The organism is Pragia fontium DSM 5563 = ATCC 49100, assembly GCF_900112475.1.
GTDB classification, from domain to species: Bacteria; Pseudomonadota; Gammaproteobacteria; order Enterobacterales; family Enterobacteriaceae; genus Pragia; species Pragia fontium.
The window spans coordinates 448,946-472,961 of the sequence record NZ_FOLW01000002.1 but is presented as its reverse complement, the minus strand read 5'-3'; the positions used below and the strand labels follow the sequence as shown (position 1 = coordinate 472,961).

At 44.9% G+C, this 24,016-nt stretch carries 19 protein-coding genes; 5 read left to right on the top strand and 14 right to left on the bottom strand.

Features of this window, described 5'->3' with window-relative positions; translation table 11 throughout:
- Nucleotides 1–62: 62 nt before the first annotated feature.
- From dppF to pepT, 6 genes are all read right to left on the bottom strand, one after another.
- Nucleotides 63–1,076, bottom strand: coding sequence for a dipeptide ABC transporter ATP-binding subunit DppF (dppF, locus tag BMZ28_RS05285; protein ID WP_074821281.1), 1,014 nt, complete (start codon nucleotides 1,074–1,076; stop codon nucleotides 63–65).
- Complete coding sequence (gene dppD, locus BMZ28_RS05280; RefSeq protein ID WP_047780793.1) at nucleotides 1,073–2,053, bottom strand: dipeptide ABC transporter ATP-binding protein; 981 nt, start codon at nucleotides 2,051–2,053, stop codon at nucleotides 1,073–1,075. The genes dppF and dppD overlap by 4 nt, the downstream gene beginning before the upstream one ends.
- A gap of 11 nt (nucleotides 2,054–2,064) precedes the next feature.
- A complete protein-coding gene (gene dppC / locus BMZ28_RS05275; RefSeq protein ID WP_047780792.1) occupies nucleotides 2,065–2,955 on the bottom strand; it encodes a dipeptide ABC transporter permease DppC in 891 nt (296 codons plus the stop codon).
- 10 nt (nucleotides 2,956–2,965) lie between these two features.
- A complete protein-coding gene (gene dppB / locus BMZ28_RS05270; RefSeq protein WP_047780791.1) occupies nucleotides 2,966–3,985 on the bottom strand; it encodes a dipeptide ABC transporter permease DppB in 1,020 nt (339 codons plus the stop codon).
- Between the two features lie 196 nt (nucleotides 3,986–4,181).
- Complete coding sequence (gene dppA / locus BMZ28_RS05265; protein ID WP_074821278.1) at nucleotides 4,182–5,774, bottom strand: dipeptide ABC transporter periplasmic-binding protein DppA; 1,593 nt, start codon at nucleotides 5,772–5,774, stop codon at nucleotides 4,182–4,184.
- 424 nt (nucleotides 5,775–6,198) lie between these two features.
- Complete coding sequence (gene pepT / locus BMZ28_RS05260) at nucleotides 6,199–7,440, bottom strand: peptidase T (protein WP_074821274.1); 1,242 nt, start codon at nucleotides 7,438–7,440, stop codon at nucleotides 6,199–6,201.
- A 394-nt stretch (nucleotides 7,441–7,834) separates the two neighbouring features.
- Between pepT and potA the strand changes: the two genes are divergently transcribed.
- From potA to BMZ28_RS05235, 5 genes are all read left to right on the top strand, one after another.
- Nucleotides 7,835–8,950 (top strand): spermidine/putrescine ABC transporter ATP-binding protein PotA, encoded by a 1,116-nt coding sequence (potA, locus tag BMZ28_RS05255; protein WP_047780788.1) that lies wholly within the window; start codon nucleotides 7,835–7,837, stop codon nucleotides 8,948–8,950.
- The gene (potB, locus tag BMZ28_RS05250) at nucleotides 8,934–9,809 is read left to right on the top strand and encodes a spermidine/putrescine ABC transporter permease PotB (RefSeq protein WP_047780787.1); all 876 of its coding nucleotides are present in this window, start codon (nucleotides 8,934–8,936) and stop codon (nucleotides 9,807–9,809) included. The genes potA and potB overlap by 17 nt, the downstream gene beginning before the upstream one ends.
- On the top strand, nucleotides 9,806–10,582 hold the full coding sequence (potC, locus tag BMZ28_RS05245) for a spermidine/putrescine ABC transporter permease PotC (RefSeq protein WP_074821271.1): 777 nt from the start codon (nucleotides 9,806–9,808) through the stop codon (nucleotides 10,580–10,582). Before potB ends, potC begins: the two co-directional genes overlap by 4 nt.
- A gap of 70 nt (nucleotides 10,583–10,652) precedes the next feature.
- Complete coding sequence (gene potD / locus BMZ28_RS05240) at nucleotides 10,653–11,693, top strand: spermidine/putrescine ABC transporter substrate-binding protein PotD (RefSeq protein ID WP_074821267.1); 1,041 nt, start codon at nucleotides 10,653–10,655, stop codon at nucleotides 11,691–11,693.
- A 546-nt stretch (nucleotides 11,694–12,239) separates the two neighbouring features.
- Nucleotides 12,240–13,481, top strand: coding sequence for a Zn-dependent hydrolase (locus BMZ28_RS05235; RefSeq protein ID WP_047780784.1), 1,242 nt, complete (start codon nucleotides 12,240–12,242; stop codon nucleotides 13,479–13,481).
- Between the two features lie 162 nt (nucleotides 13,482–13,643).
- Here the strand turns inward: BMZ28_RS05235 and BMZ28_RS05230 are convergent, their stop codons facing one another.
- The 8 genes from BMZ28_RS05230 to nagK form a co-directional block, all read right to left on the bottom strand.
- A complete protein-coding gene (locus tag BMZ28_RS05230; protein WP_074821265.1) occupies nucleotides 13,644–13,871 on the bottom strand; it encodes a hypothetical protein in 228 nt (75 codons plus the stop codon).
- 347 nt (nucleotides 13,872–14,218) lie between these two features.
- Entirely contained in the window at nucleotides 14,219–14,452 is a 234-nt protein-coding gene (locus tag BMZ28_RS17670; protein WP_074821262.1) for a transglycosylase domain-containing protein, read from the bottom strand.
- Entirely contained in the window at nucleotides 14,395–14,793 is a 399-nt protein-coding gene (locus BMZ28_RS17340; protein WP_126467456.1) for a hypothetical protein, read from the bottom strand. Before BMZ28_RS17340 ends, BMZ28_RS17670 begins: the two co-directional genes overlap by 58 nt.
- 23 nt (nucleotides 14,794–14,816) lie before the next feature.
- Nucleotides 14,817–15,251 (bottom strand): GNAT family N-acetyltransferase, encoded by a 435-nt coding sequence (locus tag BMZ28_RS05220; protein WP_373994788.1) that lies wholly within the window; start codon nucleotides 15,249–15,251, stop codon nucleotides 14,817–14,819.
- 242 nt (nucleotides 15,252–15,493) lie between these two features.
- Nucleotides 15,494–18,523, bottom strand: coding sequence for an autotransporter outer membrane beta-barrel domain-containing protein (locus BMZ28_RS17215; protein ID WP_083399636.1), 3,030 nt, complete (start codon nucleotides 18,521–18,523; stop codon nucleotides 15,494–15,496).
- Between the two features lie 424 nt (nucleotides 18,524–18,947).
- Nucleotides 18,948–21,968 (bottom strand): autotransporter outer membrane beta-barrel domain-containing protein, encoded by a 3,021-nt coding sequence (locus BMZ28_RS17210; protein WP_083399635.1) that lies wholly within the window; start codon nucleotides 21,966–21,968, stop codon nucleotides 18,948–18,950.
- Nucleotides 21,969–22,223: 255 nt separating this feature from the next.
- On the bottom strand, nucleotides 22,224–23,075 hold the full coding sequence (gene cobB, locus BMZ28_RS05205; protein ID WP_047780779.1) for a Sir2 family NAD+-dependent deacetylase: 852 nt from the start codon (nucleotides 23,073–23,075) through the stop codon (nucleotides 22,224–22,226).
- Between the two features lie 29 nt (nucleotides 23,076–23,104).
- A complete protein-coding gene (gene nagK, locus BMZ28_RS05200) occupies nucleotides 23,105–24,016 on the bottom strand; it encodes an N-acetylglucosamine kinase (RefSeq protein ID WP_074821258.1) in 912 nt (303 codons plus the stop codon).

Below are 24,016 nucleotides of genomic sequence, written 5' to 3'. Positions count from 1 at the left end.
CCCCGCGAAAGCGGGGATCTCGCCCTTAAGCCAAACATTATCAAACCAAAATAACAAAAACCTTATATGGTTCCCTCTAACTGAGCGCCAACACCATTTTCCCTATCCCTATCCACCGCAAAACAGGCAATCAACTGACCGTTATAATCCTTTAAGCTGGGTTTGACTTCAAAGCAGGTATCAAATGCGCGCGGGCAGCGGGCATTAAATGCACAACCTTGTGGCGGATTCAGCGGGCTCGGTAATTCACCGGTCAACTTGATCCGTTCACGACGCGCGTCCGGATTTAACCTCGGTGTTGCAGAGAGTAAGGCCTGCGTATAAGGATGTTGCGGATGATTAAAAATCTGTGTCTTGCTACCCTGCTCCACACAACGACCCAAATACATCACCATAACCTCATCGGCAATATGCTCAACCACCGACAAATCGTGAGAGATAAATACATAGGACAGTCCCATTTCCTGCTGTAAGTCCATCATCAAATTCAATACTTGAGCCCGAACGGAGACATCCAGAGCAGAAACCGGCTCATCCGCAACCACAATATCTGGATTGAGCATTAAGCCACGAGCAATGGCAATACGCTGACGCTGACCACCGGAAAACATGTGCGGATAGCGATCATAATGTTCGGTTCTTAAACCCACTTTCGCCATAATAGCTAAGGCTTTTTCTCGCCGCTCCGCTTTAGATAATGTGGTATTTATCAGCAAAGGTTCTTCCAGAATATCGCCGACTTTTTTGCGCGGATTTAACGAGCCATAAGGGTTCTGAAACACAATCTGAATTTTCTGGCGACGCAACTTCTGCGCTGCCGGATCGTGTTTTAATAAATTCTCCCCCTGATAATAAAGCTCACCGGCAGTAGGCAACTCAATCATGGTTAATAATCGCCCCAGCGTGGATTTACCACACCCTGACTCACCAACTACCGCCAGCGTTTTGCCCTTCTCCAGAGAAAAGGAGACACCGTCCAGCGATTTCACCTGCTGCTGTGGCGAGAATATCCCACTCTTTACCGAATAATATTTTTTCAGCTCAATGGCCTGTAACAATGGTTGATGCTGACTCATAGCGTCGGCCTCCCCTGATCGTCGAGTGGTGTATGGCATTTAACCTGTCTACGGTCTTCCCCCCTGAGTTCCGGTTCCTGCTGACGACACACCTCTGTCGCATACGGGCAGCGCGGACTGAGTAAGCAACCTAATGGCCGATCGTATTTACCGGGTACCACACCGGGCAACGAGGTTAAACGCGCCTTCTCACTGGAGAACTCGGGCAACGCTCTCAATAGCGCCTGAGTATAAGGATGCCGCGGAGTACTGAAGATCTCTTTAGCTTTACCACTTTCCATCACCTGACCGGCATACATCACAATAATGTATTGTGCGGCTTCAGCAACCAGTGCCAAATCGTGAGTAATTAAAATCAGCGCCATATTTTCACGCTGCTGCAGTTCCAATAGCAGTTCGATAATCTGTGCCTGAATGGTGACATCCAGCGCCGTGGTCGGTTCATCAGCAATCAGCAGTTGGGGACGACAGGCAATAGCCATCGCAATCATCACGCGCTGGCTCATTCCACCGGATAACTGATGCGGGTAACAGTCTAAACGTGATTCTGGAGCAGGTATCCCCACCTGAGTGAGTAAATCGATGGCTCTTTGACGACGCGTTTTACGGTTTCCGCCCTGATGAATTTTCAGCGCTTCCATAATCTGATACCCCACGGTATAGCAAGGGTTCAAGCTGGTCATGGGGTCTTGGAAAATCATGGCGATTTCATCACCCACAATCTGCCGACGTTCTTTTTCGGAAATAGTCCGCAGATCCCGACCGTCAAAATGCAAATCTTTCGCGCTCACTTTTCCCGGAAAATCAATCAATCCCATAATGGCTAATGAACTGACTGACTTACCGGAACCTGATTCACCGACAATACCAACCACTTCTCCTCTTTCAACCCGATAACTCACGCGATCGACGGCTTTGAATGGAGCACTCTCATCACCGAAGTGAACCGACAACTGTTCAATCTCTAATAACGCCATGTCGCCTCCGGTTACTGTTTAAGTTTAGGATCCAGCGCATCACGTAAGCCGTCTCCCATTAAGTTGAATGCCAGCACCGTAAATAGAATCGCCAGACCTGGGAAAGTCACCACCCACCAGGCGCTCTGGGCAAACTGCAATACTGAGGAGAGCATCGTTCCCCATTCTGGGGTTGGCGGTTGCGCTCCCATACCCAAAAAGCCTAATGCGGCCATATCCAAAATGGCATTGGAAAAACCGAGGGAGGCCTGAACAATTAACGGCGCTAAACAGTTAGGGAGAATATTAATAAACATCTGGCGTAATGGACCGGCTCCCGCCACTTTCGAGGCGATAACATAGTCTCGATTCACCTCTGACAGCACCGCAGCGCGGGTTAAACGTACATAGTGGGGTAAAGAAACAAAGGTTAATGCCAGAGAGGCATTAAGAATTGATGGGCCAAAAATAGCCACCAGCACCAATGCCAGCAGCAGGCTCGGTAACGCCAGCATAATATCGGCAATACGCATAATCGCGATATCGATAATACCGCCAACATAGCCCGCGGTAACCCCCAGTACAACCCCAAGTACCAGCGATAAACTGACCACCAGACAACCAACCAAGATGGATAGCCGAGTACCGTACATTAAGCGAGAGAGCATATCCCGCCCTACGTCATCGGTGCCCAAAATATGCTGCATACTGCCGCCATCCTGCCATGCCGGCGGCGTAAGCAGTGCATCACGAAACTGTTCCGCCGGTGAATATGGCGCTAACCAGTTAGCCCCGACGGCAATCACCAACATAATGGCAATATAAATCATGCCGACGACGGCACCTTTATTACGTCGAAAATAGTGCCAAAACTCCTGTAACGGGGTCATGGGTTTTGGCGCCGATATCGTTACTTCACTCATAGTGCGCCCCTTATTTTCTATGCCGAATGCGCGGATTCACCACGCCATACAGAATATCAACCAGTAGATTGACCAAAATAATCATAATCGCCACCAGCAAGACGCCACCCTGCACCACCGGATAATCGCGGCGTTGTAAGCCATCAATTAACCAGCGACCCAGCCCCGGCCATGAGAAGATGGTTTCAGTCAGGATCGCTCCGGCCAATAATGTGCCTATCTGTAAACCAATGATGGTCACTACCGGCAACATCGCATTACGCAAGGCGTGTACCACAATAACCCGGATACGGCTCAGCCCCTTGGCTCGTGCCGTACGGATATAATCCTCTCCCAAGACTTCCAGCATTGAAGAACGGGTCATGCGCACAATCACCGCCAGAGGAATAGTTCCCAATACCAATGCAGGTAAAATAAGGTGATGTACCGCGTCCCAAAAATCACCCGGCTCGCCAAACAATAGGGTATCCACCAGCATCAGGCCGGTCAGCGGCTGGCTGTCATCAAGAAAAATGGAATCACTGATTCTTCCGGATACCGGGGTGAGATTGAGATGTACTGAAACCAGCATAATCAGCATCATCCCCCACCAGAAAATTGGCATTGAATAGCCCGTCAGAGAAAGACCAACAGAGGCATGGTCAAAGACCGAACCACGTTTAACCGCCGCTAAAACACCAACCGGAATGCCAACGGCAATGGCAAACAGCATGGCACAAAAGCCCAGTTCAAAAGTGGCCATAAAGCGAGGGACAAACTCATCCCAGATAGGAATCTTGGTATTGATAGAGATACCCAAGTTGCCATGTAATACGTTAACTACATAGGTTATATATTGCTCATAAAGCGGTTTATCCAACCCCAATTGCGTCATCATTTGGGCATGGCGCTCAGCAGAAATTCCCCGCTCACCGGCCATAATCATAACCGGATCGCCGGGTATCACATGGACAAAGGCAAAACTTAGCAGGGTAATTCCAATGAAGGTCGGGATGATTAGTCCGAAACGTCGAAGGATAAATTGCAGCATAATTGCAGATCTCAGTAGTTATTATAATAACGACAGCTGTTCGAACGCTGCTCACAGGCCCGTGTGACTTCACCTGGAGAAACGGTCGTGGCAAAAACAAAACCTATTCAGGTTTCTCTGTTACGGGTAGCTATTGTCCATTTATTGATTGACTCCGCCCGACTTCAAGTTTCGGGACGGAGCCAATTAACTACTTTTATTTTTCAACCGATGAAGTAGCAAAAGAGTGACGACGACCGTCAATCACATAGCCTTTCACCTCTTTACGCACCGGTTCTGACACGGTGGAATGTGCAATCATTACCGCCGGAACCTGCTCGTGCATGACCACCTGAGCCTGCTTATACAGTGCAATACGTTTGTCATGGTTAGATTCAACTCGGGCAGCCTGAATCAAATCTTCAAATGGCTTATAGCACCAGCGAGAATAGTTAGAACCATCTTTGGCGGCAGCACAGCTAAATAGCGTGGCAAAGAAGTTATCTGGATCCCCATTATCACCGGTCCAACCAATTAACATCGCCTGATGCTCACCATTCTTGGTGCGCTTCAGATACTCGCCCCACTCATAAGTCACGATCTTGGCTTTTACCCCAATAGCGGCCCAGTCAGCCTGAATCATTTCGGCCATACGGCGAGCGTTCGGGTTATAAGGGCGCTGTACCGGCATTGCCCACAAGTCGATGCTAAAACCATCTGCCAATCCCGCTTCTTTCAACAAGGCCTTGGCTTTTTCTGGATTATATTCGTAGTCTTTCACCTGATCGTTATAAGACCACATTGTTGGTGGGATCAGGTTCTTAGCCGGTTGACCGGCGCCCTGGAACACTGCATCGATAATTGATTTCTTATTGACCGCCATGGTTAGCGCCTGACGAACCTTCAGGTTATCCAACGGTGGCTTAAGCATATTGAATGACAGATAACCGATATTGAGCCCCGCCTTCTGTTGCAACACGATATCTTTATCCTGCTTCATTTTTTGCAAATCCGCCGGATTTGGGTATGGCATCACCTGACATTCATTTTTCTGAATTTTGGCATAGCGCACTGAAGCATCAGGCGTAATGGAGAAGACCAAACGATCTATTTTGGGTTTAGTGCCCCAATAATTATCGAATGATTTATACAGAATGCGCGCATCTTTCTGGTATTGCATCAGTTGGAAAGGCCCGGTACCGATGGGCGATAAATCGATTTGCTCAGGTTTACCGGCCTTCATCATGGCATCGGCATATTCCGCAGAGAAAATAGAGGCGAAGTCCATGGCAATATCAGCAATAAACGGGGCTTCAGGACGAGTTAGCACAATCTTGACCGTATGATCGTCCACTTTCTCTACGCTCTGAATCAAATCTTGCATGCCCATATCGCCAAAATAGGCATAGTTTCCACCAGAAACTTTATGGAATGGATGATTAGGATCTTTCTGCCGCATAAAAGAGAAAACCACGTCATCCGCATTAAAATCACGCGTTGGGGTAAACTCTTTATTACTCTGGAACTTCACTCCCTTACGCAAATGAAAGGTGTAAGTTTTTCCATCTGCACTGACATCCCACTTCTCTGCCAGGCCAGGAGTCGTCTCTGTGCCACCAATTTTAAACTCCACAAGGCGATTATAAATAGGCACAGAACTGGCATCAAATGAAGTTCCGCTAGTATACAACTGAGGACTGAATCCTTCTGGGGAACCCTCAGAACAATACACCAAGGTATTGGCCTGAACGCCAGCAACCATCGCTAATGTGGCCAATCCAATACTCAAATTAAGTAACTTCTTTTTCATTATTCACTCCCACAGTCATAGGATGTTGTTTGCTGATTTTGTTGGCAAATCAACTAGCATCTGGGTTTACCCCCATTACTAATATGAAAAAACATTTCATTAACATTTATGCCAACGAAGTATAGTCACAAAATTTCAACAAGGACTTCAGAAACAAAACCGGAGTAATTAACCAAATAAAAAAACAAATTCAACGCAAAATTCTTATGAAATTAAAAAAAATGAAATGGCACCATATAAAAATTCGCTATCAATAATTTTTACCCGGTGAAAAAAAGCAGGATTACTCGATGTGAAAAAAATTACTTTTAAAACTCTGAAATTCATCACAGTTTCGCAGTTGAGACTGGTCACAAAACAAACAAAAACAAGCTGTATAAAAAGTGACAACGTCTCATTTATACAGCTTATTGGGAAATAGCGATTACAGACTGCCTTCTTTGGCCCTTTCCGCCGTAATTTCGGCAATCCGCATAATCACTGAAACCGCCTTTTCCATCCCTTCAACGGTAACGAACTCATGCTTACTGTGCGGATTATAACCCCCGGTAAAGATATTCGGGCACGGTAAACCCATATGTGACAGGATGGCTCCGTCGGTACCACCACGAATGGGCACCACTTGTGGTTCAATACCATTATCCAACATAGCCTGACGGGCAATATCAACCACGTGTGGGTGGCGGGCAACGTCATCGCGCATATTGTAGTAGCTGTCTTTAATGGTGACTTCAATATGACAGTCGCGGTGTAATCCTTCTCCCACCTGTTTAGCCACATCGAATATCATCTTTTTGCGCTTTTCAAAACCATCACGCTCAAAATCACGAATAAGATAGTTCATTTCAGCGTAGTCCACACTGCCGCGTACGGCACTTAAATGATAGAACCCTTCATAGCCTTCCGTATATTCCGGTGATTCCGCCGCCGGTAATGCCTGTTGAAAACGAGCCGCTAGCCCTAATGCGCTAACCATCACGCCTTTTGCTCGGCCAATATGTCCGCCATTACCGACAATTTTTATCGTCGCCTGAGCGGCATTAAAGTTTTCACATTCCAGTTCACCCACACCACCGCCATCAACGGTATAGGCCCACTTGGCACCAAACTGATGAATATCGAAATACTTCATGCCCTTACCCACCTCTTCATCTGGGGTAAAAGCGATTCTAATATCGCCGTGCGGGATATCACTGGCTTTAAGACGCACCATGGCCGTCAGAATTTCAGCAATGCCGGCTTTATCATCAGCACCTAATAGCGTTTTACCATCGGTAGTAATCAACGTTTGTCCATTGAGTTGATGCAATACCGGAAACATCACCGGAGAAAGAACTTCATCACCGATGCCTAATGCAATATCACCACCACGATAATTATCAACAATTTGAGGTTTGACACCTTTACCAATAACTTCCGGAGAGGTGTCCATATGGGCCAAAAATCCGATAACCGGTGTACGCCAGCCCACATTTGACGGTAATGTTGCCATTAAACACCCATTGTCGCTTAAAACAATGTCTGTCATTCCTATCTCAATAAGTTCACTCTGTAATGCTTTAGCCAATACCATTTGCCCTTCGGTGCTTGGCGTCTGACGAGCATTCGGTCTTGATTGTGTGTCAAAAGAAACATAATGAAAAAAGCGATCCAATAATCTATCCATTTTTATACCCCCAAAATTAACTTTCTTATTATGCGTATCCCCCCATTCTAAATATTGCGTCAAGTCAGTTTTAGACACGTTTTCACATGATAATTAAAGGAAATTAACCAATATTAAATAATACTGCCGTCTTAATTGATTCTGTATAACAACTCGTTGTTATACATAAAAAATATTATTAGTAAAAAAACACCCTTAAAATGTTTAAATAGGCTTTCATTTATTACCGTCAGGGTCTATTATCCGCGCTCGAAAAATCGAATGGGGTCACTGGTTTTGAATAAGTGGAAACAGACGAAATAAATTTATTTCGTTACCTTGATACTTATTCATTGCAGTCTTTTCCAGTGATGGTTCTATCTGCCTTAGTTTACGGGATAGAGTATTAAATTAAATGACTGATAACTCCTCTCTTTTACCGGTTGTCGAACTTAAAAATATACGCAAAGGTTTCGACGGTCGTGACATCATAAGCCAGTTTAATTTAACCATTAATGATGGTGAATTTCTGACTATTCTCGGCCCTTCTGGTTGTGGCAAAACTACGGTACTTCGCTTAATCGCCGGTTTAGAAACCGTTGATGAAGGCCAAATTTTGCTGACCAATCAGGACATCACGCATCAACCCGCTGAACAACGTCATGTTAATACGGTGTTCCAAAGTTATGCACTATTCCCGCATATGAGTATTTTTGAGAACGTTGCCTTTGGTCTGCGTATGCAGAAAACACCGGCAGATCAAATTACTCCGCGCGTGATGGAAGCGCTGAAGATGGTACAGCTAGATGCCTTCGCCCAGCGTAAACCGCACCAGCTTTCTGGCGGTCAACAACAGCGTGTAGCTATCGCCCGTGCGGTAGTCAATAAACCGAAAGTCCTGTTGCTTGATGAATCATTGTCTGCGCTGGACTACAAACTGCGTAAGCAGATGCAAAGTGAGCTACAGGCGCTACAACGTCAATTAGGTATCACCTTTATTTTTGTTACTCACGATCAGGAAGAAGCCCTGACCATGTCCGACCGCATTGTCGTTATGCGTAATGGGCGTATTGAGCAGGATGGCACACCGCGTGAGATTTACGAAGAACCGAAGAACATGTTCGTTGCCCGCTTTATCGGCGAAATTAACGTGTTCGACGCCCAAATTATCAATCGTATTGATGAAAAACGAGTATGGGCTAATGTTGAAGGCCGCGAATGTGGCATTTTGACCGATCTGGATGTTAATCCAGGGGATAAAGTTAAAGTTCTACTGCGCCCTGAAGATCTGGCGGTTGTGGCCGTTAAAGAAGGGGAAAAAGTGGATGGCCTGGTGGGCTATATCCGTGAACATAACTATAAAGGCATGATGCTAGACACGGTAGTCGAATTGGAAAACGGCAAGATGGTGATGATCAGTGAGTTCTTCAACGAAGACGATCCTGATGTCGATCACTCACTGGACCATAAAGTCGCAGTGACCTGGGTTGAACGCTGGGAGGTGGTACTGGCAGATGAAGGCGCACAATAAACCATCACAGCGTAAGCTGTTTCAGCAGGTTTCCATCACCATCATCGTATCTTGGTTGGTTCTGTTTGTGTTCTTACCCAACCTGATGATTATTGGAACCAGCTTCCTGACCCGGGACGATGCAAATCTCATCTCGCTGGTATTCAGTCTGGATAACTATACTCGACTGTTTGACCCGATGTATGCGCAAGTGCTGTTGCATTCGCTCAATATGGCACTGATCGCCACGTTTTTCTGCTTGGTGATTGGCTACCCGTTTGCTTACTGCATCGCCAATATGCCGAAACGCATCCAACCCATTATGTTATTCCTGCTGATTATTCCATTTTGGACTAACTCGCTGATTCGTACCTATGGTCTGAAGATTTTTATCAGTACTAAAGGCGTTCTGAATCAGATTCTGTTAGGTATTGGCCTGATTGATGAACCGCTGCGTATCATGTATTCGCAACAGGCGGTGATTATTGGTCTGGTGTACATCCTGCTGCCGTTTATGGTATTGCCTCTCTATTCCAGCATTGAAAAACTGGATAAGACTTATCTTGAAGCGGCTCGTGACTTAGGTGCGCGTAAACTACAGACTTTTACCCGAGTGATTATTCCTCTCACTATGCCGGGTATTATCGCGGGTTGTTTACTGGTTCTGCTGCCGGCAATGGGCATGTTCTATATTTCCGACCTGTTGGGCGGAGCCAAAAACCTATTAGTCGGTAACGTCATCAAGAACCAGTTCCTGAGATTACGCGATTGGCCATTTGGTGCAGCAACCAGTATTAGTCTGACTATCATGATGGGCTTTATGCTGTATATCTACTATCGTGTGGGTAAGCTACTTAATCGGAAGGATGAACTGGAATGATTGGACGCCTTTTCCGTGGCAGCTTTATGACCGCCGTTTATGCCTTTTTATATATTCCGATCGTTATTCTGATCGTTAACTCCTTTAACTCCGCAAAGTATGGCGTGACATGGAAAGGCTTTACTACCCAATGGTATGAAATCCTGATGAACAACGACAGCCTGTTACAGGCTGCCGGGCATTCCATCGTTATCGCTACGCTTTCAGCGACGTTTGCCACCCTAATCGGTTCACTGACCGCGGTAGCCTTATACCGTTATCAGTTCCGCGGCAAACATTTTGTCAGCGGTATGCTGTTTGTGGTGATGATGTCGCCGGATATCGTGATGGCCATCTCCCTGCTGGCGTTATACATGCTGCTGGGGCTGTCATTAGGATTTTGGTCACTGATGCTGGCACATATTACTTTCTGTCTGCCTTTCGTGGTGATTACCGTTTATTCCCGTATGAAAGGATTTGACGTCAGAATGCTGGAAGCAGCACGCGATCTCGGTGCCACCGAGTTCACCATTATGCGTAAGATCATACTGCCGATTGCCATGCCTGCCGTGGTCGCCGGTTGGTTACTGAGCTTTACGCTGTCGATGGATGATGTGGTGGTATCTTCCTTTGTCACCGGGCCATCCTACGAAATCCTGCCGTTGAAAATTTATTCAATGGTAAAAGTAGGTATGTCGCCGGAAGTGAACGCGTTAGCCACGATTATGCTGATGTTATCACTGGTCATGGTTTTAGCCAGTCAGCTGGTTTTGCGCGATCGCAGTACCAAATAGATGCAACGCCGGCATGATGAAGTGTCGGCGTTGAATCTCCCCTTGTTCTCTTTTTAAGGAGATACGCTGAATGAAAAAGTGGTCTCACCTGCTTGCTGCAGGAGCAATGCTACTTTCCAGCGCCGTAGCTCAGGCCGATGATAAAGTGGTCTATTTTTATAACTGGTCTGAATATGTTCCACCGGGATTAATGGATGATTTCACCAAAGAGACCGGTATTAAGGTTATCAACTCTTCCTTTGAGTCGATTGATACCATGTACACCAAGCTGAAAACCTACAAAGATGGGGCTTACGATCTGGTGGTACCTTCAGCCTACTTCGTGGCGCGGATGCGTGATGAAGGTATGATTCAAAAGATTGATACCAGCAAGCTGAAAAACTTTAAAAATATTGACCCGGCATTGCAATCTAAACCCTTTGATCCAACCAATGAATGGTCTATCCCCTATACTTGGGGTGCCACGGGAATCGCGGTAAATACCGATGTGATTGACCCGAAAACCGTCAACAGTTGGGCAGATCTTTGGGATCAGCGCTTTCGCGATCGTATCTTAATTCTTGATGATGCGCGGGAAGTTTTCCCTATCGCTTTGGCCAAGCTGGGTTACTCGATTAATACCACCGATCCCAAGCAAATTCAGCAAGCTTATGAAGAACTGCGTAAGCTGATGCCGAATGTGGTGGTGTTTAACTCTGATGCTCCCGCGAATCCTTACATTGAAGGCGATATTGATATCGGCATGCTCTGGAACGGTTCTTCATATATGGCCCGTCAGGAAGGTGTTCATCTGCAATATATTTGGCCTAAAGAAGGGGCGGTATTCTGGATGGATAGCATGGCCATTCCCTCCAATGCTAAAAACGTCGAAGGCGCGCTGAAGCTGATTGATTATCTACTACGCCCGGAAGTGGCGGCGAAAATCGCGAACGAAATTGGCTATCCGACGCCAAATATTGAGGCCAGAAAACTGCTGCCAAAATCATTGACGGAAGATAAATCGCTTTATCCAGATGCCGAAACTCTGGAGCAAGGCCAATGGCAAGGTTCCGTGGGTGAAGCAGGTCTACTCTATGAGACGCTCTTCCAGAACCTGAAAGCCGGCGGTTAATACCTTATACCAACGCTTTATGACAAAGATACCGGGAACAACCAACGTGGTTTTTCTCGGTATTTTTTTCTCACACGATAACGAGATGCTTGTCGGTTAAGCTTAATGACTGCGAAAGTTTCGTCCACTATCAGTACAAAGAATAAATCAACATCAGTATACGTGGCCGAGCAGAAGGCGTTCGGGTTAACGCACCGGCCTTCATGCTGGACGTGCTCCCTCACTCAGTTGTCGGCTGAATTCCAGCGCTCAATAAAAAGGGCCAAAAATCCCCCTCACATTTTACATTACACAAGAGCACGGTCTTTAACATTCCCATATAACAGAAATGGCTCCCTGTTGATGTATATCAAACCACCGCTTAAATTAGACTGAAGTCTCTTACCTGCCCTGATATGATGACTAAGTATAGTTGCTCGCATTGATAAGATTGTTTCTTATGCGTTGGTTTATTTACGGTTCCCTTTCCTGATATAAAGAGTAACCGGCACCTTATCGCACTACCAAATATCCTGTTGATAATGGGATGACAAGAGGAAAACTGAAATGGTTCAAGCACTAACCAAGCAATCGGCACTCAACCTTTTCGAACAAATTACCGCCTTTAGCGTCAATGACGCCACGCCGGGTATCACCCGCTTAGCTTACTCCAAAGAAGATGAGCTAGCGCATCAGTTGATGATCGAAAAGATGAAAGAAATGGGTCTACAGGTACGTCAGGATATGATGGGCAATATTTTTGCTCGCCTGCCGGGGAAAAATCCTGAACTCCCTGCCATTGGTACCGGTTCCCATATTGACTCCGTTCCTCAAGGTGGTGCTTACGATGGTGTGATCGGCGTGATTGCCGGCTTATATGCCATTTCTCAGTTTAAACCGCAGCAGTTAAAGCGTTCTCTTGAGCTGGTCATCTTCCGCGCTGAAGAGTCCAGCCGTTTCGGCTTCGCCTGTATGGCCAGTAAGGTGATGGCAGGACAAGCCGACTTTGATAAGTGGGCCAAAAATACCGATAGTGAAGGTAACAATATTTTCCAGGTCTTGGATAACTGTGGTTATCAAAGCCAAAAGCTGGATGAATGTCGCCTGCCAACTCACTACTTTGATGGCTTTATTGAAACCCATATCGAGCAAGGCAAAGTGCTGGAACATCAGCATAAACGTATCGGTGTCGTCAACGGTATCGCCGCTCCATGCCGCTATCGCGTCGAAGTACACGGCCATGCTGACCATTCAGGCGCAACGCCTATGTGCCAACGTCACGATGCCTTAGTCGCCAGCGCAGCTATTATTACCGATATCAACGCGGCAGCTGGCTATGAGTCTGCTTATGGTACGGTGGGTACCGTCGGTCGCTTAGACGTTTCACCTAACGCTATCAACGTTATCCCCGGTGATGTGACCTTCTACGTTGATATTCGTGGCGTAGACAAAGCCAGCGTAAACCGCGTAGTTGCCAAGTTCCAGGCTTCCGTTGAACATGCTAAAGCGGCACAAGATGTGGTTATTAACGTGAGTGAACTGGCTAACGATATGCCGGTATTGATGAAAGATGATATCGTTCATCGTCTGGAACGTATCTGTCAGGAAAAAGGCGTTCCATTTACTACCATGATGAGCGGTGCAGGCCACGATACCATGTATATGGCACAAGACTTCCCTGCCGGTATGCTGTTTATCCCATCCCGAGACGGTGTCAGTCACCATCCGGATGAATATAGCGAATTTGATGATGTTATTCTGGCGGCTGAAATTTTACAGCAGGCGATGGGGGAACTGGCTGACGCCTGATACCTGACAAACTGAATAAATAAGTTATATTACTCTACGTCATTCTGGCATCCGCCGGAATGACGAGGTTAAATCAAGTTAACCAAATAATAAATACATTCACAATGGCTTTATTAAAAATAAATAAAGCCATAAACAATAATTAATTAATCGAACTCATCATTACTTTTTGCTGGAGCCCGGCAGTGGAAATAAATTAGTATAATAATTTAAAATACTGCTGATTTTATTGAAAGCTTCGCTAATCGCCTTCAGAAAATCATCAAAACTGCCTGTAACATCGCCAGCAGCCGTATTCGTGCTATTTGCACCGTTAAGGGCATTACCAAAATCAGAAGAAACGCCGGAACCTGAAACCATTTTGGTTTCTTGAGTATTTAATTCACGCATGATCTCTTTCCTTATTAATTGAGAATATTTTATATATCGGCAAATAGAGCTAACACTCTATAATCCATTAATAATTATATCGCAACAACAAGCACACACCTTTGATAGTCTCTTTAAATTACTGAAACTTATGTTTTTACATCTCAATTAAATAACAAAAACACTTAGTTGATTATATTATTATACTTTTGAAATTATATAAGAAAAATTAGAGGACTTATCCAGATATCATCGATATTATTCAGCTCATAATGACAAATAGTTAACTCAAGCATCCTATGATTTTTAGAATTTTCTAAAGGCAGAGAGAAAATCCCCCTCTGCTTTATTTTTTTGTTTCTGATTTGCTATTTTGACTGCTCATATTCAGCGCACACCGGTAATAAGCGTTTAGTTCTTGCTGACAACCTCTCCGAACCAAGCTTATAGTATGACGGTGATTGAGGAATAATTATTAACTCAGCCAACTGTTCGCAGCTCAGGTCAGACAACGCTGTAGAAAACAGGCTACCCGCGCCATTCTCTATACCATAAATAGCGTGGTTATCATCAGTACGCCCCAGATAAATAGCGATAGCCAAATTGACCCCATCTCTTCCCTGCTATACAGCATCTTCAACCATAAAGACCAAAGTCCTTCTCTGGTAATGCGGCGAAGCGTTGTTTGCCGCTCTCCAGACAAATATTTATACGACATGACCCGCGTGACGTGATGATAATAATGATTGTCTGGGTAATTCGCGGACATTAAACGATTTAACAAAACCGTCTGAGATTTATCATCAACGTACTTGGCGGCAGAAGCATTTAATTCATCTCTGGCCGGATAGATCTCTACGACGTAGTAACCAATAAAACTCAGCACAGCAATCAGTAATATTGAGAAAAAGATCGTCATCGACCAAGCCATAAAGCGCTTCACTGTATTCCCTTATTATCTTCCATTTACTGCAAAATCAGATGCAGTAGCGGGTAAGGTTTTCCCATACCATCAACTTCAGAACGACCAGCTACGTTAAAGCCGCACTTTAAATAAAAATTCAGCGCCTGCGGATTTTGTTCATTCACATCCACTTCAGTAATCGCTAATTGCTCTATCCCGTAATTAAGCAGTGCCTTACCTAGGCCCTGTCCTCGATAAGCCGGATCGATAAATAGCATCTCAACCTTGTTATCTGCTACACCGATAAAGCCACTAATGATTCCTTGAGAATTTTTAGTACACATTAAATGCACCATTGGCAAAAATTCATTTAAAATTAATGGTCGAAAGAACAGAATATCCGCTTCCGGTAAAAAATCATGAGTCGCCCTGACGGAGCGTTCCCATAAAGCGGTAAGTTCGGGGTAATCCTTCTCTTTAACCGCATGTATCTCTATCTTATTCATTATTATTAACCATCGAATTTATGATGTTGCTAACTATGAGTATTAAAAACGCGATAAAACGTTATCACCTCTTTTTATCATACTCAGCATAACATGATAAAATTATTGGCATTATCCTATTCTGAAACATGATACAGATTGGGAAAAATTTTAGCGGCCTAAACAGCGGCAATAAAAAAACCGAGTCATTCTCCATAAACGACCCGGCCTGATTTATTGTCTGTGATTGTTTATCAGAAACTGTATTTCATACCAATCACACCCTCAGTACGATGATAACCGCGAGTACCGACCTGTTCGCTAACCTGACTCCATATAGAGAAATTGTCGGTTAAGCTTCCTTGCAGTCCAAGCTTCAGCTCTCCAAGATTACGCGTCCCCTGTTGGGAAAAGGTTGCCCCTTGGCCTCCTTGGTAACCGATTCCATAGGAATGGGTATTGTGGAGCCAACTGGCTTCGACAAACGGCTGGAACGTTTGTTGACGATTTGCCGGCGAGGTCCCTTGCATAAACACTCTCATCCCTAACTTACTCATCAGATTACCATCATGATCCTGAACGATACGGTTTCCTAGCGCATCACGATGGTCATCTGCTTTGACGCCCAACCATGCCAGTTGGGCTTTAGGCTGAATAAACGCACTGTGATTTTTACCCTGATAGGTTTTATAGGTATATCCGGACTCCAGTGAGGCTGAAATACCCGATGAATGGTAATTTTCATCACGCATTTTGTCGCCTTTTACCTGATTATCAAACCAGCTGTAGGTTACCCAACTGTCGGTATATAAACCGCTTCCATCCTGTTCATTCGCATACCAGGTGCCATACAGGCCGACGCTGTAGCCGTGAACATTACCTTCCGCCTGATAACCAAGCAGCCCGGAACGCACTTTCGTTTTTGCATCCGCATAACCGCCCATCACGCCTAAATGTAAACGGTCCTGTCCATTGGTGCTCCACTGAGCGATATCTCCCCCTAAATGCACCAATGCACTATTGGTAGAAGTTCTCAGTGAATCCGCCACTCGCCCTTGTTCACGCGCCCCAACCACACGTAGCCACATGGAGGTTGGCGTGCTCATTTTTCCTTGCAGGCGTTCAGTAAACTGCGGCTCTCCCAGACGGTCATGTAAACTGTGCATAAATAAGGTATTGCTTAAAGCAACGTTAGTGGCGTATGCCCCCGTTTCTGGCGATATGAGCTTAAGCTTGGAATCTATTTCTGGATCTGGGTTTTCTGGATCTGGACTTTCTGGTTTTTTTGGGTTTAGCAGTTCTGAACGTAAATACCAGTTACCATCATCTCCGGTAACCGCACCGCCCTGATGCAGTAAATATTCATAACCACCAGAACTGACCCGATTAACCAGCATAAATTGACCATTTGAAAGCCCACCAACGCGAACCACTTCGATACCATTACGGGTTAAGGCGCCAGAACCAGCAATCTGATTGACGTACAAATTTGTCTTACCCTGAGTATTGCCTTCAACAATCAGCATATCGGTTGGAGAAGCATCATCGTTAAGTATGGTGTTAATGGTTAATGTACCGTCATTGCCTTGATAGTCACCATGGACTGTTAAAGTCTTAACGCTATAAGCTGTTAAGGTTCTAAAGCCATCGGCTGTCGGGGAACTAAAGAGAATATTACCGTTGTTGGTCAATGAAACAACATCTGAACTACCGGAAACATTCCACTGGCTAGAAGCATCAACTGAAAACTGCGTGCCGCTAGTCGCCTGACCGGTCCAGTTAGCATTTTGCAATGATAAATTAACGGTACTCTGGTCATCTGCCAAAATATCTCCGCTCATAGCAAGGTTTTTCGCCGTTAGGGAAACGTCACCTGCCCTGCCATCGTTATCAATAGTCGATGTGACCAGCATCCCTTGATTAACAATGTTTGTACCGTCCAGCGATGCGTCAATGACGCCCCCTTGAGCATAAAATACCGATGCCCCTGCCGCCGAACCGGCAGCCAACGAACCGGCTTTCATATCAGCAGTAATCTTACCCCCAGTCGCATACAGAGTACTTCTTTCTCTTGAAACTATCGTATTCTCACCGCTAAGCGTAATATTGGCTTCTTGCCCTAAAATCAAAGCCTCATTGGTCACTGACGCTCTTACACTCTCCAAACCTGAGTTAATAATGATATTTTCAGCCTTAAAATGCGAAACCGTATTCTCCGCAGTAGACTCGGATAATAAGCCGTGGAACCTAGCCTCAACCATACTATCTTTGATTGAAATATCACCACCATTCCAAGACTTTACTCCATGAGTATCATCAGAGCTCACTGACAGCTTACTACCAACCAACTTTCCGCCATCGTGAGCAACAATACCAATTGAAGTATTACCTTTGACTGTAATGCTGCTGTTATCAATATCCACACTCGAATCCACATCACCAACCTGTATTCCGTTGGATGCTCGCCCGGTGGTCAGCAAATCCAGATTATTGATGGTAAAATTAGCGCCTGAGGTAATAAACATACCGCGAGAGTCTAAACCAGCAGTATTGATGGCTATACGATTATTCTCGGTACCTGCGATCGAGCCTAAAATCCCTGCGCCAAAAGCATAGACACCATGACTTTTCTCATTAGCGGTAATAATCGTCGTTTTTCCATCTATCTTCAGATCAACGTTCTCATCGGTACTTGCAGAATGCAGATGAACACCAATGCTATTAAGGCCTTCCGTATCAATAACACTATTTGTAATCGTTAACGAAGTTCTCCCACTGCCGTTACCTAATAAGTAAACACCTTGTGAATTATTATCATCCGTTTTCACTATTACAGATTGAATAACGTTCTCTTCACTTCCTTCTAACCTTAATCCGTCAGAACTTGAACCCGTGGTTGTAATAGTCAAGTTTGATATATTGAAATAGCCACCGCTGGTGGCATAAATACCGTGACTCCTGATACCACTGGTTGATATTAATGTATTTTCGCCGTTATGTTTCAGATAAGAATTATTGGAAACTAAAATAGCAGATGCTCGGTTGCTCGTTGTTGATGCGTTGACATTAGAGAGGTTGGCAGTAGTACCATTACCATCAGCCAAAATTGCCGGCTGGTTAGCTGTGCTAGATGAATAATCAGCATCATTTATCCACTCTTCAATATTGCTATTTATAATTAATACATTCTCATCCGCCTGAACCGGATAAGAATATATACATGCACCAGATATAAGAGCACTACCAATAGAAAAAGCCTGCAAGTTACGTGAAAATAGTTTCATTAAACATTCCTGCACATTATCTAATTACAGGCGTCACAAGAAACAAATAACCCTATAATCATTAGACACTTTCTTTGTTAACCCTTATTCATCACCTAATAAAAATAACCTAGGACAATGAAGTTTTTTATTTAAAATTTTCCACAACACATTTTCCAAATAAAACCAAAAATATGCTGGATTTATTTAGTATAGTTAATAAATTATAAATAGACCGAGTCTAATGAGAATATGTCTGTAGCAGATATAATGGCACAGTGAATAGAAAAGGACTGAAACCTACGTAAAAATAGTTTCATAAAACGTGCCTAAATTACGCTCTAACTGAATTTACATTATTAAAATACAGCCGTTCTACATCAATAAAAAAACCGGGTCGTTCACCATAAACGACCCGGTCTAATTTACCGTCTGTGATTATTCATCAGAAGCTGTATTTCGCGCCAATCACACCTTCAGTACGATGATAACCACGCGTACCGATCTGGTCGCTAACCTGCCCCCAAATAGAGAAGTTGTCGGTTAAGCTCCCTTGTAATCCTAGTTTCACCTCTCCCAGGTTACGCGTTCCCTGTTGGGAGAATGAGGGTCCCTGATTTCCCTGATAGTTTATCCCGTAAGGATGGGTATTGTGGATCCAACTAACTTCGGCAAACGGCTGGAATGTTTGTTGACGATTTGCCGGCGAAATCCCCTGCATAAACACTCTCATCCCTAACTTACTCATCAGGTTACCATTATTATCCTGAACAATACGATTGCCTGATGCATCGCTATGGTCATCTGCTTTGACGCCCAACCATACCAATTGAGCTTTAGGTTGAATAAATACGCTCTTATTTTTCCCCTGATAGGTTTTATAGGTATATCCGGATTCCAGTGAAGCTGAAATACCCGATGAATCGTAATTTTCATCACGCATTTTCTCGCCTTTGACCTGATTATCAAACCAGCTATAGGTAATCCAACTATCGGTATATAAACCGGTTCCATCCTGTTCATTTGCATACCAGGTGGCATACATACCGGCGCTATAGCCGTGAACGTTACCTTCCGCCAGATAACCAAGCCGCCCGGAACGCACCTTAGTTTTCGCATCCGCATAGCCGCCCATCACGCCTAAATGTAAACGGTCCTGACCATTAGCGCTCCACTGGGCGATATCTCCCCCCAAATGTACCAAGGCACTCTTGGTATGGGTTCGCAGTGAATCAGCCACCCGCCCTTTTTCACGCGCCCCAACCACACGTAACCACATGGAGGTTGGGTTAGCCATCTGCCCCTTCAGACGTTCGGTAAACTGAGGCTCGCCCAAACGATCGTGCAAGCTATGCATAAATAGAGTATTGCTTAAAGCGACGTTAGTGGCATAAGCACCTACTTCTGGGGATATAAGTTCAGGCTTCGCGCCTGCTCCAGAATTAGCGTCTGGGTTTGGTGTGGGGGTTGGCTTAGGATCTGGATTTAGCTCTTTAGGTAATTCTGAACGTAAATACCAGTTACCATCATTTCCGCTAACCGCACCGCCCTGATGCAGTAAATATTCATAGCCGCCGGCACTGACCCGATTAACCAGAACAAATCGGCCATCTGATGAACCAGCAACACGAACCACTTCAATACCATTGCTGGTTAGGCCGCCAGAACCCGCGACAGAATTGACGTGTAAGTTGGTCATTCCCTGAGTATTGCCTTCAACAATTAACTTATCCGTTGGAGAAAGGTCATCATTGATAATGGTGTTAATGGTCAAAGTACCGTCATTTCCCTGATAGTCACCCTGCACTGTCAAAGTCTTAAAGTCATTTACCGTCGGTGAAATAAAGCGAATGTTACCGCTATGAGCCAATGAAGCAACATCAGAATTCCCGGAGACATTCCACTGGCTGCTGGCATCAACTGAAAATGTCGTTCCATTCGTCACTCGGCCAGTCCAACTAGCATTTTCCAGCGATAAATTAGCGATACTCTGAACATCAGCCAGCACATCCCCACTCATAGCCAGATTTTTCGCCGTTAGGGAAACTTCACCAGCGTTAGCGTATTGGTCAACAACCGATGTTATCAGCATCCCCTGATTCATCACCGTTGTTCCATCCAACAATGCATCAATGACGCCGCCTTGTGCATGTAATGTTGACGCACCGCTAATCGAGCCCGTATTTAGCAAGCCACCTTGAATATCAGCCAAAATATTACCGCCCAAACGCGCAAACAATGTGCTGTCTTGTGAACGAATTTGATTTGTTCCGCTGAGCGTGACCGTTGCCCGCGTATTATGGGCCTGGGACAACGTCGATGAAGCAGATGCCATCACACCATGGGAATCCGCATCAATGACCATATCTTGGGCATCAAGTAGGGAAGTTTTATTATCCAGAGTCACTTCAGAGAATAAGCCTTTATTGGCTGCCTTGATGGTGCTGTTTTTGATTGAGATATCACCACTATTCCAAGACTTAACCCCGTGGGTATCGTCAGCGGTAATCGATAAGTTATCACCAACAAGCTTACCGCCATCATGAGCAATAATACCAAACGAGCGACTGCCTTTAGCTTTAACTTCACTGTCCTTGATATTTAGACTCGAACCGCTACCACTGACCTGAATGCCGTTAGACAAGGTTCCTGTTGTCAACACATTCATATTATGAATGGTCAGATTGGCCCCAGAACCAACAAAAACTCCACTAGAAGTATTACCGGAAGTCTGAATGGTTAAGCGATCGTTATCACCACCGGCAATCCAACCTGAGGTTCCAGCGCCAACTGCATTAATCCCTTCGCTCTTCTCACCAGCGGTAGTGATGTTCGTTTGCCCATCCATATACAGGAAAACTTTTTCACTGGCGTTAAGCGACCTCATACGAACGCCAGCACTGCCGTCTCCCAAGGTATCGATTTGGCTCTGGTTAATATATAGCGAAGTTTCCGCGCTATCATGACCAATCAGATAAGCACCGTTTGAATTAATATTATCCGTGCGGACCTTTAGATTTTGAACGAAATTACCCTTACTCGCCTGAATTCTTAGTGCATCAGAACCTGAACCCGTGGTTTTAATCGTTAATTCAACAACGTTAAAATAACCAGAGTCTATTGCAGAAATGCCATGACTGTTTACGCCGCTGGTTAATATTTTAGTATTAGCGCCTTTATTCGTCAGATAAGCATTATTAGAAATCAAAATAGCAGATGCATTAGAGCCAGTGGTTGATGCATTGACCTGAGCCAGATTTGCATAAGTTCCATTACCATCAACAACAACTGCGGACTGATTATCTATGCTGGATAAATAGGAAAGATCCTTAATCCATTCTTCTATGTTGCTATTTATAATGAGTAAATTGTCAGCCGACTGGACTTGATGAGAATAAAGACATGTACCAGATATGAGAGCACTACTGACAGAAAAAGCCAGCAAGCTCCGTGAAGATAGCAGCATTGAATATCCCTAATATATTGTCCCTGAAATACAAAAAAACAACGAAAGCGTGTTTAATTATAAGTAAAATAACTTCAAAAAGTTACCTTAGAGAATAAAAATATCATAACATCTGCGTTTAAATCAATAAAAGCTCACTAGCAATCATCTAGTTAAGAAAATTTGAAATAGTTATTACGGTAATAATATTGTTTGATACTATTAATTTGAATCCGTTACCTAATCACAATAACCTCAGGTAACGGATTGCCTTACTTACGCTTTTTTACAGCAGTCCTTCGAAATAACATCTAAAAAAGTTTGCTGGATATATTCAGGCACCACCTGACTGGCCAAACCACAGTGTTTTTCTTCAAAGCTGTTGGCTACCTGACTAGGTTCAAGGTTAAGTTCCACAGTATGAGCACCATACAAGCGAGCACTACGTACAAAACCCGCAGCGGGATAAACATGCCCGGATGTGCCAATGGCAATAAAATAATCGGCTTCAGCAATAGCCTGACTAATTTTATCCATCTCAAGCGGCATTTCACCAAACCAAACGATATGAGGACGCATTGGCTGAGGAGGTTCACAACAATAGCAACGCTCGTTAACCGAGAGATCCCCTTTCCATTCGGCCACTTTACCGGAGCGCGTACAGCGAATCTTCAACAGTTCCCCGTGCATATGAATAACCCGCATATTGCCTGCTCGCTCATGCAAATTATCCACATTCTGGGTCACCAATAAGAACTTGTTTCCTAACAAATCCTCCAGTTTCGCCAATGCTTTATGGGCATCATTTGGCAAAATCTCCGGGCTGATTAACTGACGGCGGCGGGCATTATAGAACGCCTGTACCAGCTCAGGATTAGCCTCAAAGCCTTCCGGAGTAGCCACATCTTCAATTCGATGATCTTCCCATAGCCCATCAGAGGCGCGGAAAGTACGAATACCGGATTCAGCAGAAATACCGGCCCCGGTTAATACCACCACCGATGGATTATGGCTGGCTTTCACTTCATCGCAGGCTGAAGATAAAATACTGTGTAAATATCGCATACGTTGACGTTGGTGGCGTACATGCTTCACTTTGGTACGAAACAAGCGGCGATGAACTCGCATAACTGGAAGCTCCTTTTATGGTCCAGAATCTAATCCACTAAATTGAGAAATGCAGCACCACGAACACCACCGGAATCACCCCAACGGGCTTTTTCGATACGTGGAACTTTTGCGACATTCAGCAAATGGGGTTTAATACGTTCAGGTAATAGCGGATACATCTCATCAAAGTTAGATAATCCACCGCCAAATACCACTAAATGAGGATCGAGAACGGTAAAAATATTGGCCAGACAAATCGCCAACAAATCAATAAAACGCGTCACATGGGTTACCGCTTTTGACTCACCGCTACGATAATGTTCAATAATTCGTTGAGCTTCTAATCTGTCACCGAAAAATTGCTGATATAGCCACTCAAATCCGCGACCGGAAATATAGTTCTCCATACAGCCATTATGGCCGCACCCACAGTGAACCCGTGGAATATCCCTGCCCAGTACTTCCAGTGCGTCTACCGGTAATCTCAGGTGACCAAACTCACCGGCAATGTAGTTATTTCCGGAAAATATTTTACCATCGATAACAATTCCCCCTCCCACACCGGTTCCCAGAATAATGCCCAGCACGTTGGAATACTGCCGGAACTCACCATCCCAGGCTTCTGAAAGGGCAAAGCAATTCGCATCATTATCAATACGCACCGGGCGAGCAATGCAGCGCTCAAGATCGGCAGCTAAGGGCTTCCCCATCGATGCAGGAACGTTTGCGGTAAATAATTCGCCGGTGTTTCTATCTGGCATACCGGGAATACCGATACCCACTTTGCCTTCACACCCTAATGCGATATCCGCCTCGAGCGTCAGTTGCGTGAGTACCTTTAGCAAAGCCTGATAATCATCACGCGGCGTAGGTACCCGTTTTTGCATCAGACGGCGATGTTGCGCATCGAAAGCACCAAACTCAATCTTGGTGCCTCCCATATCAAAACCGTAGTACAT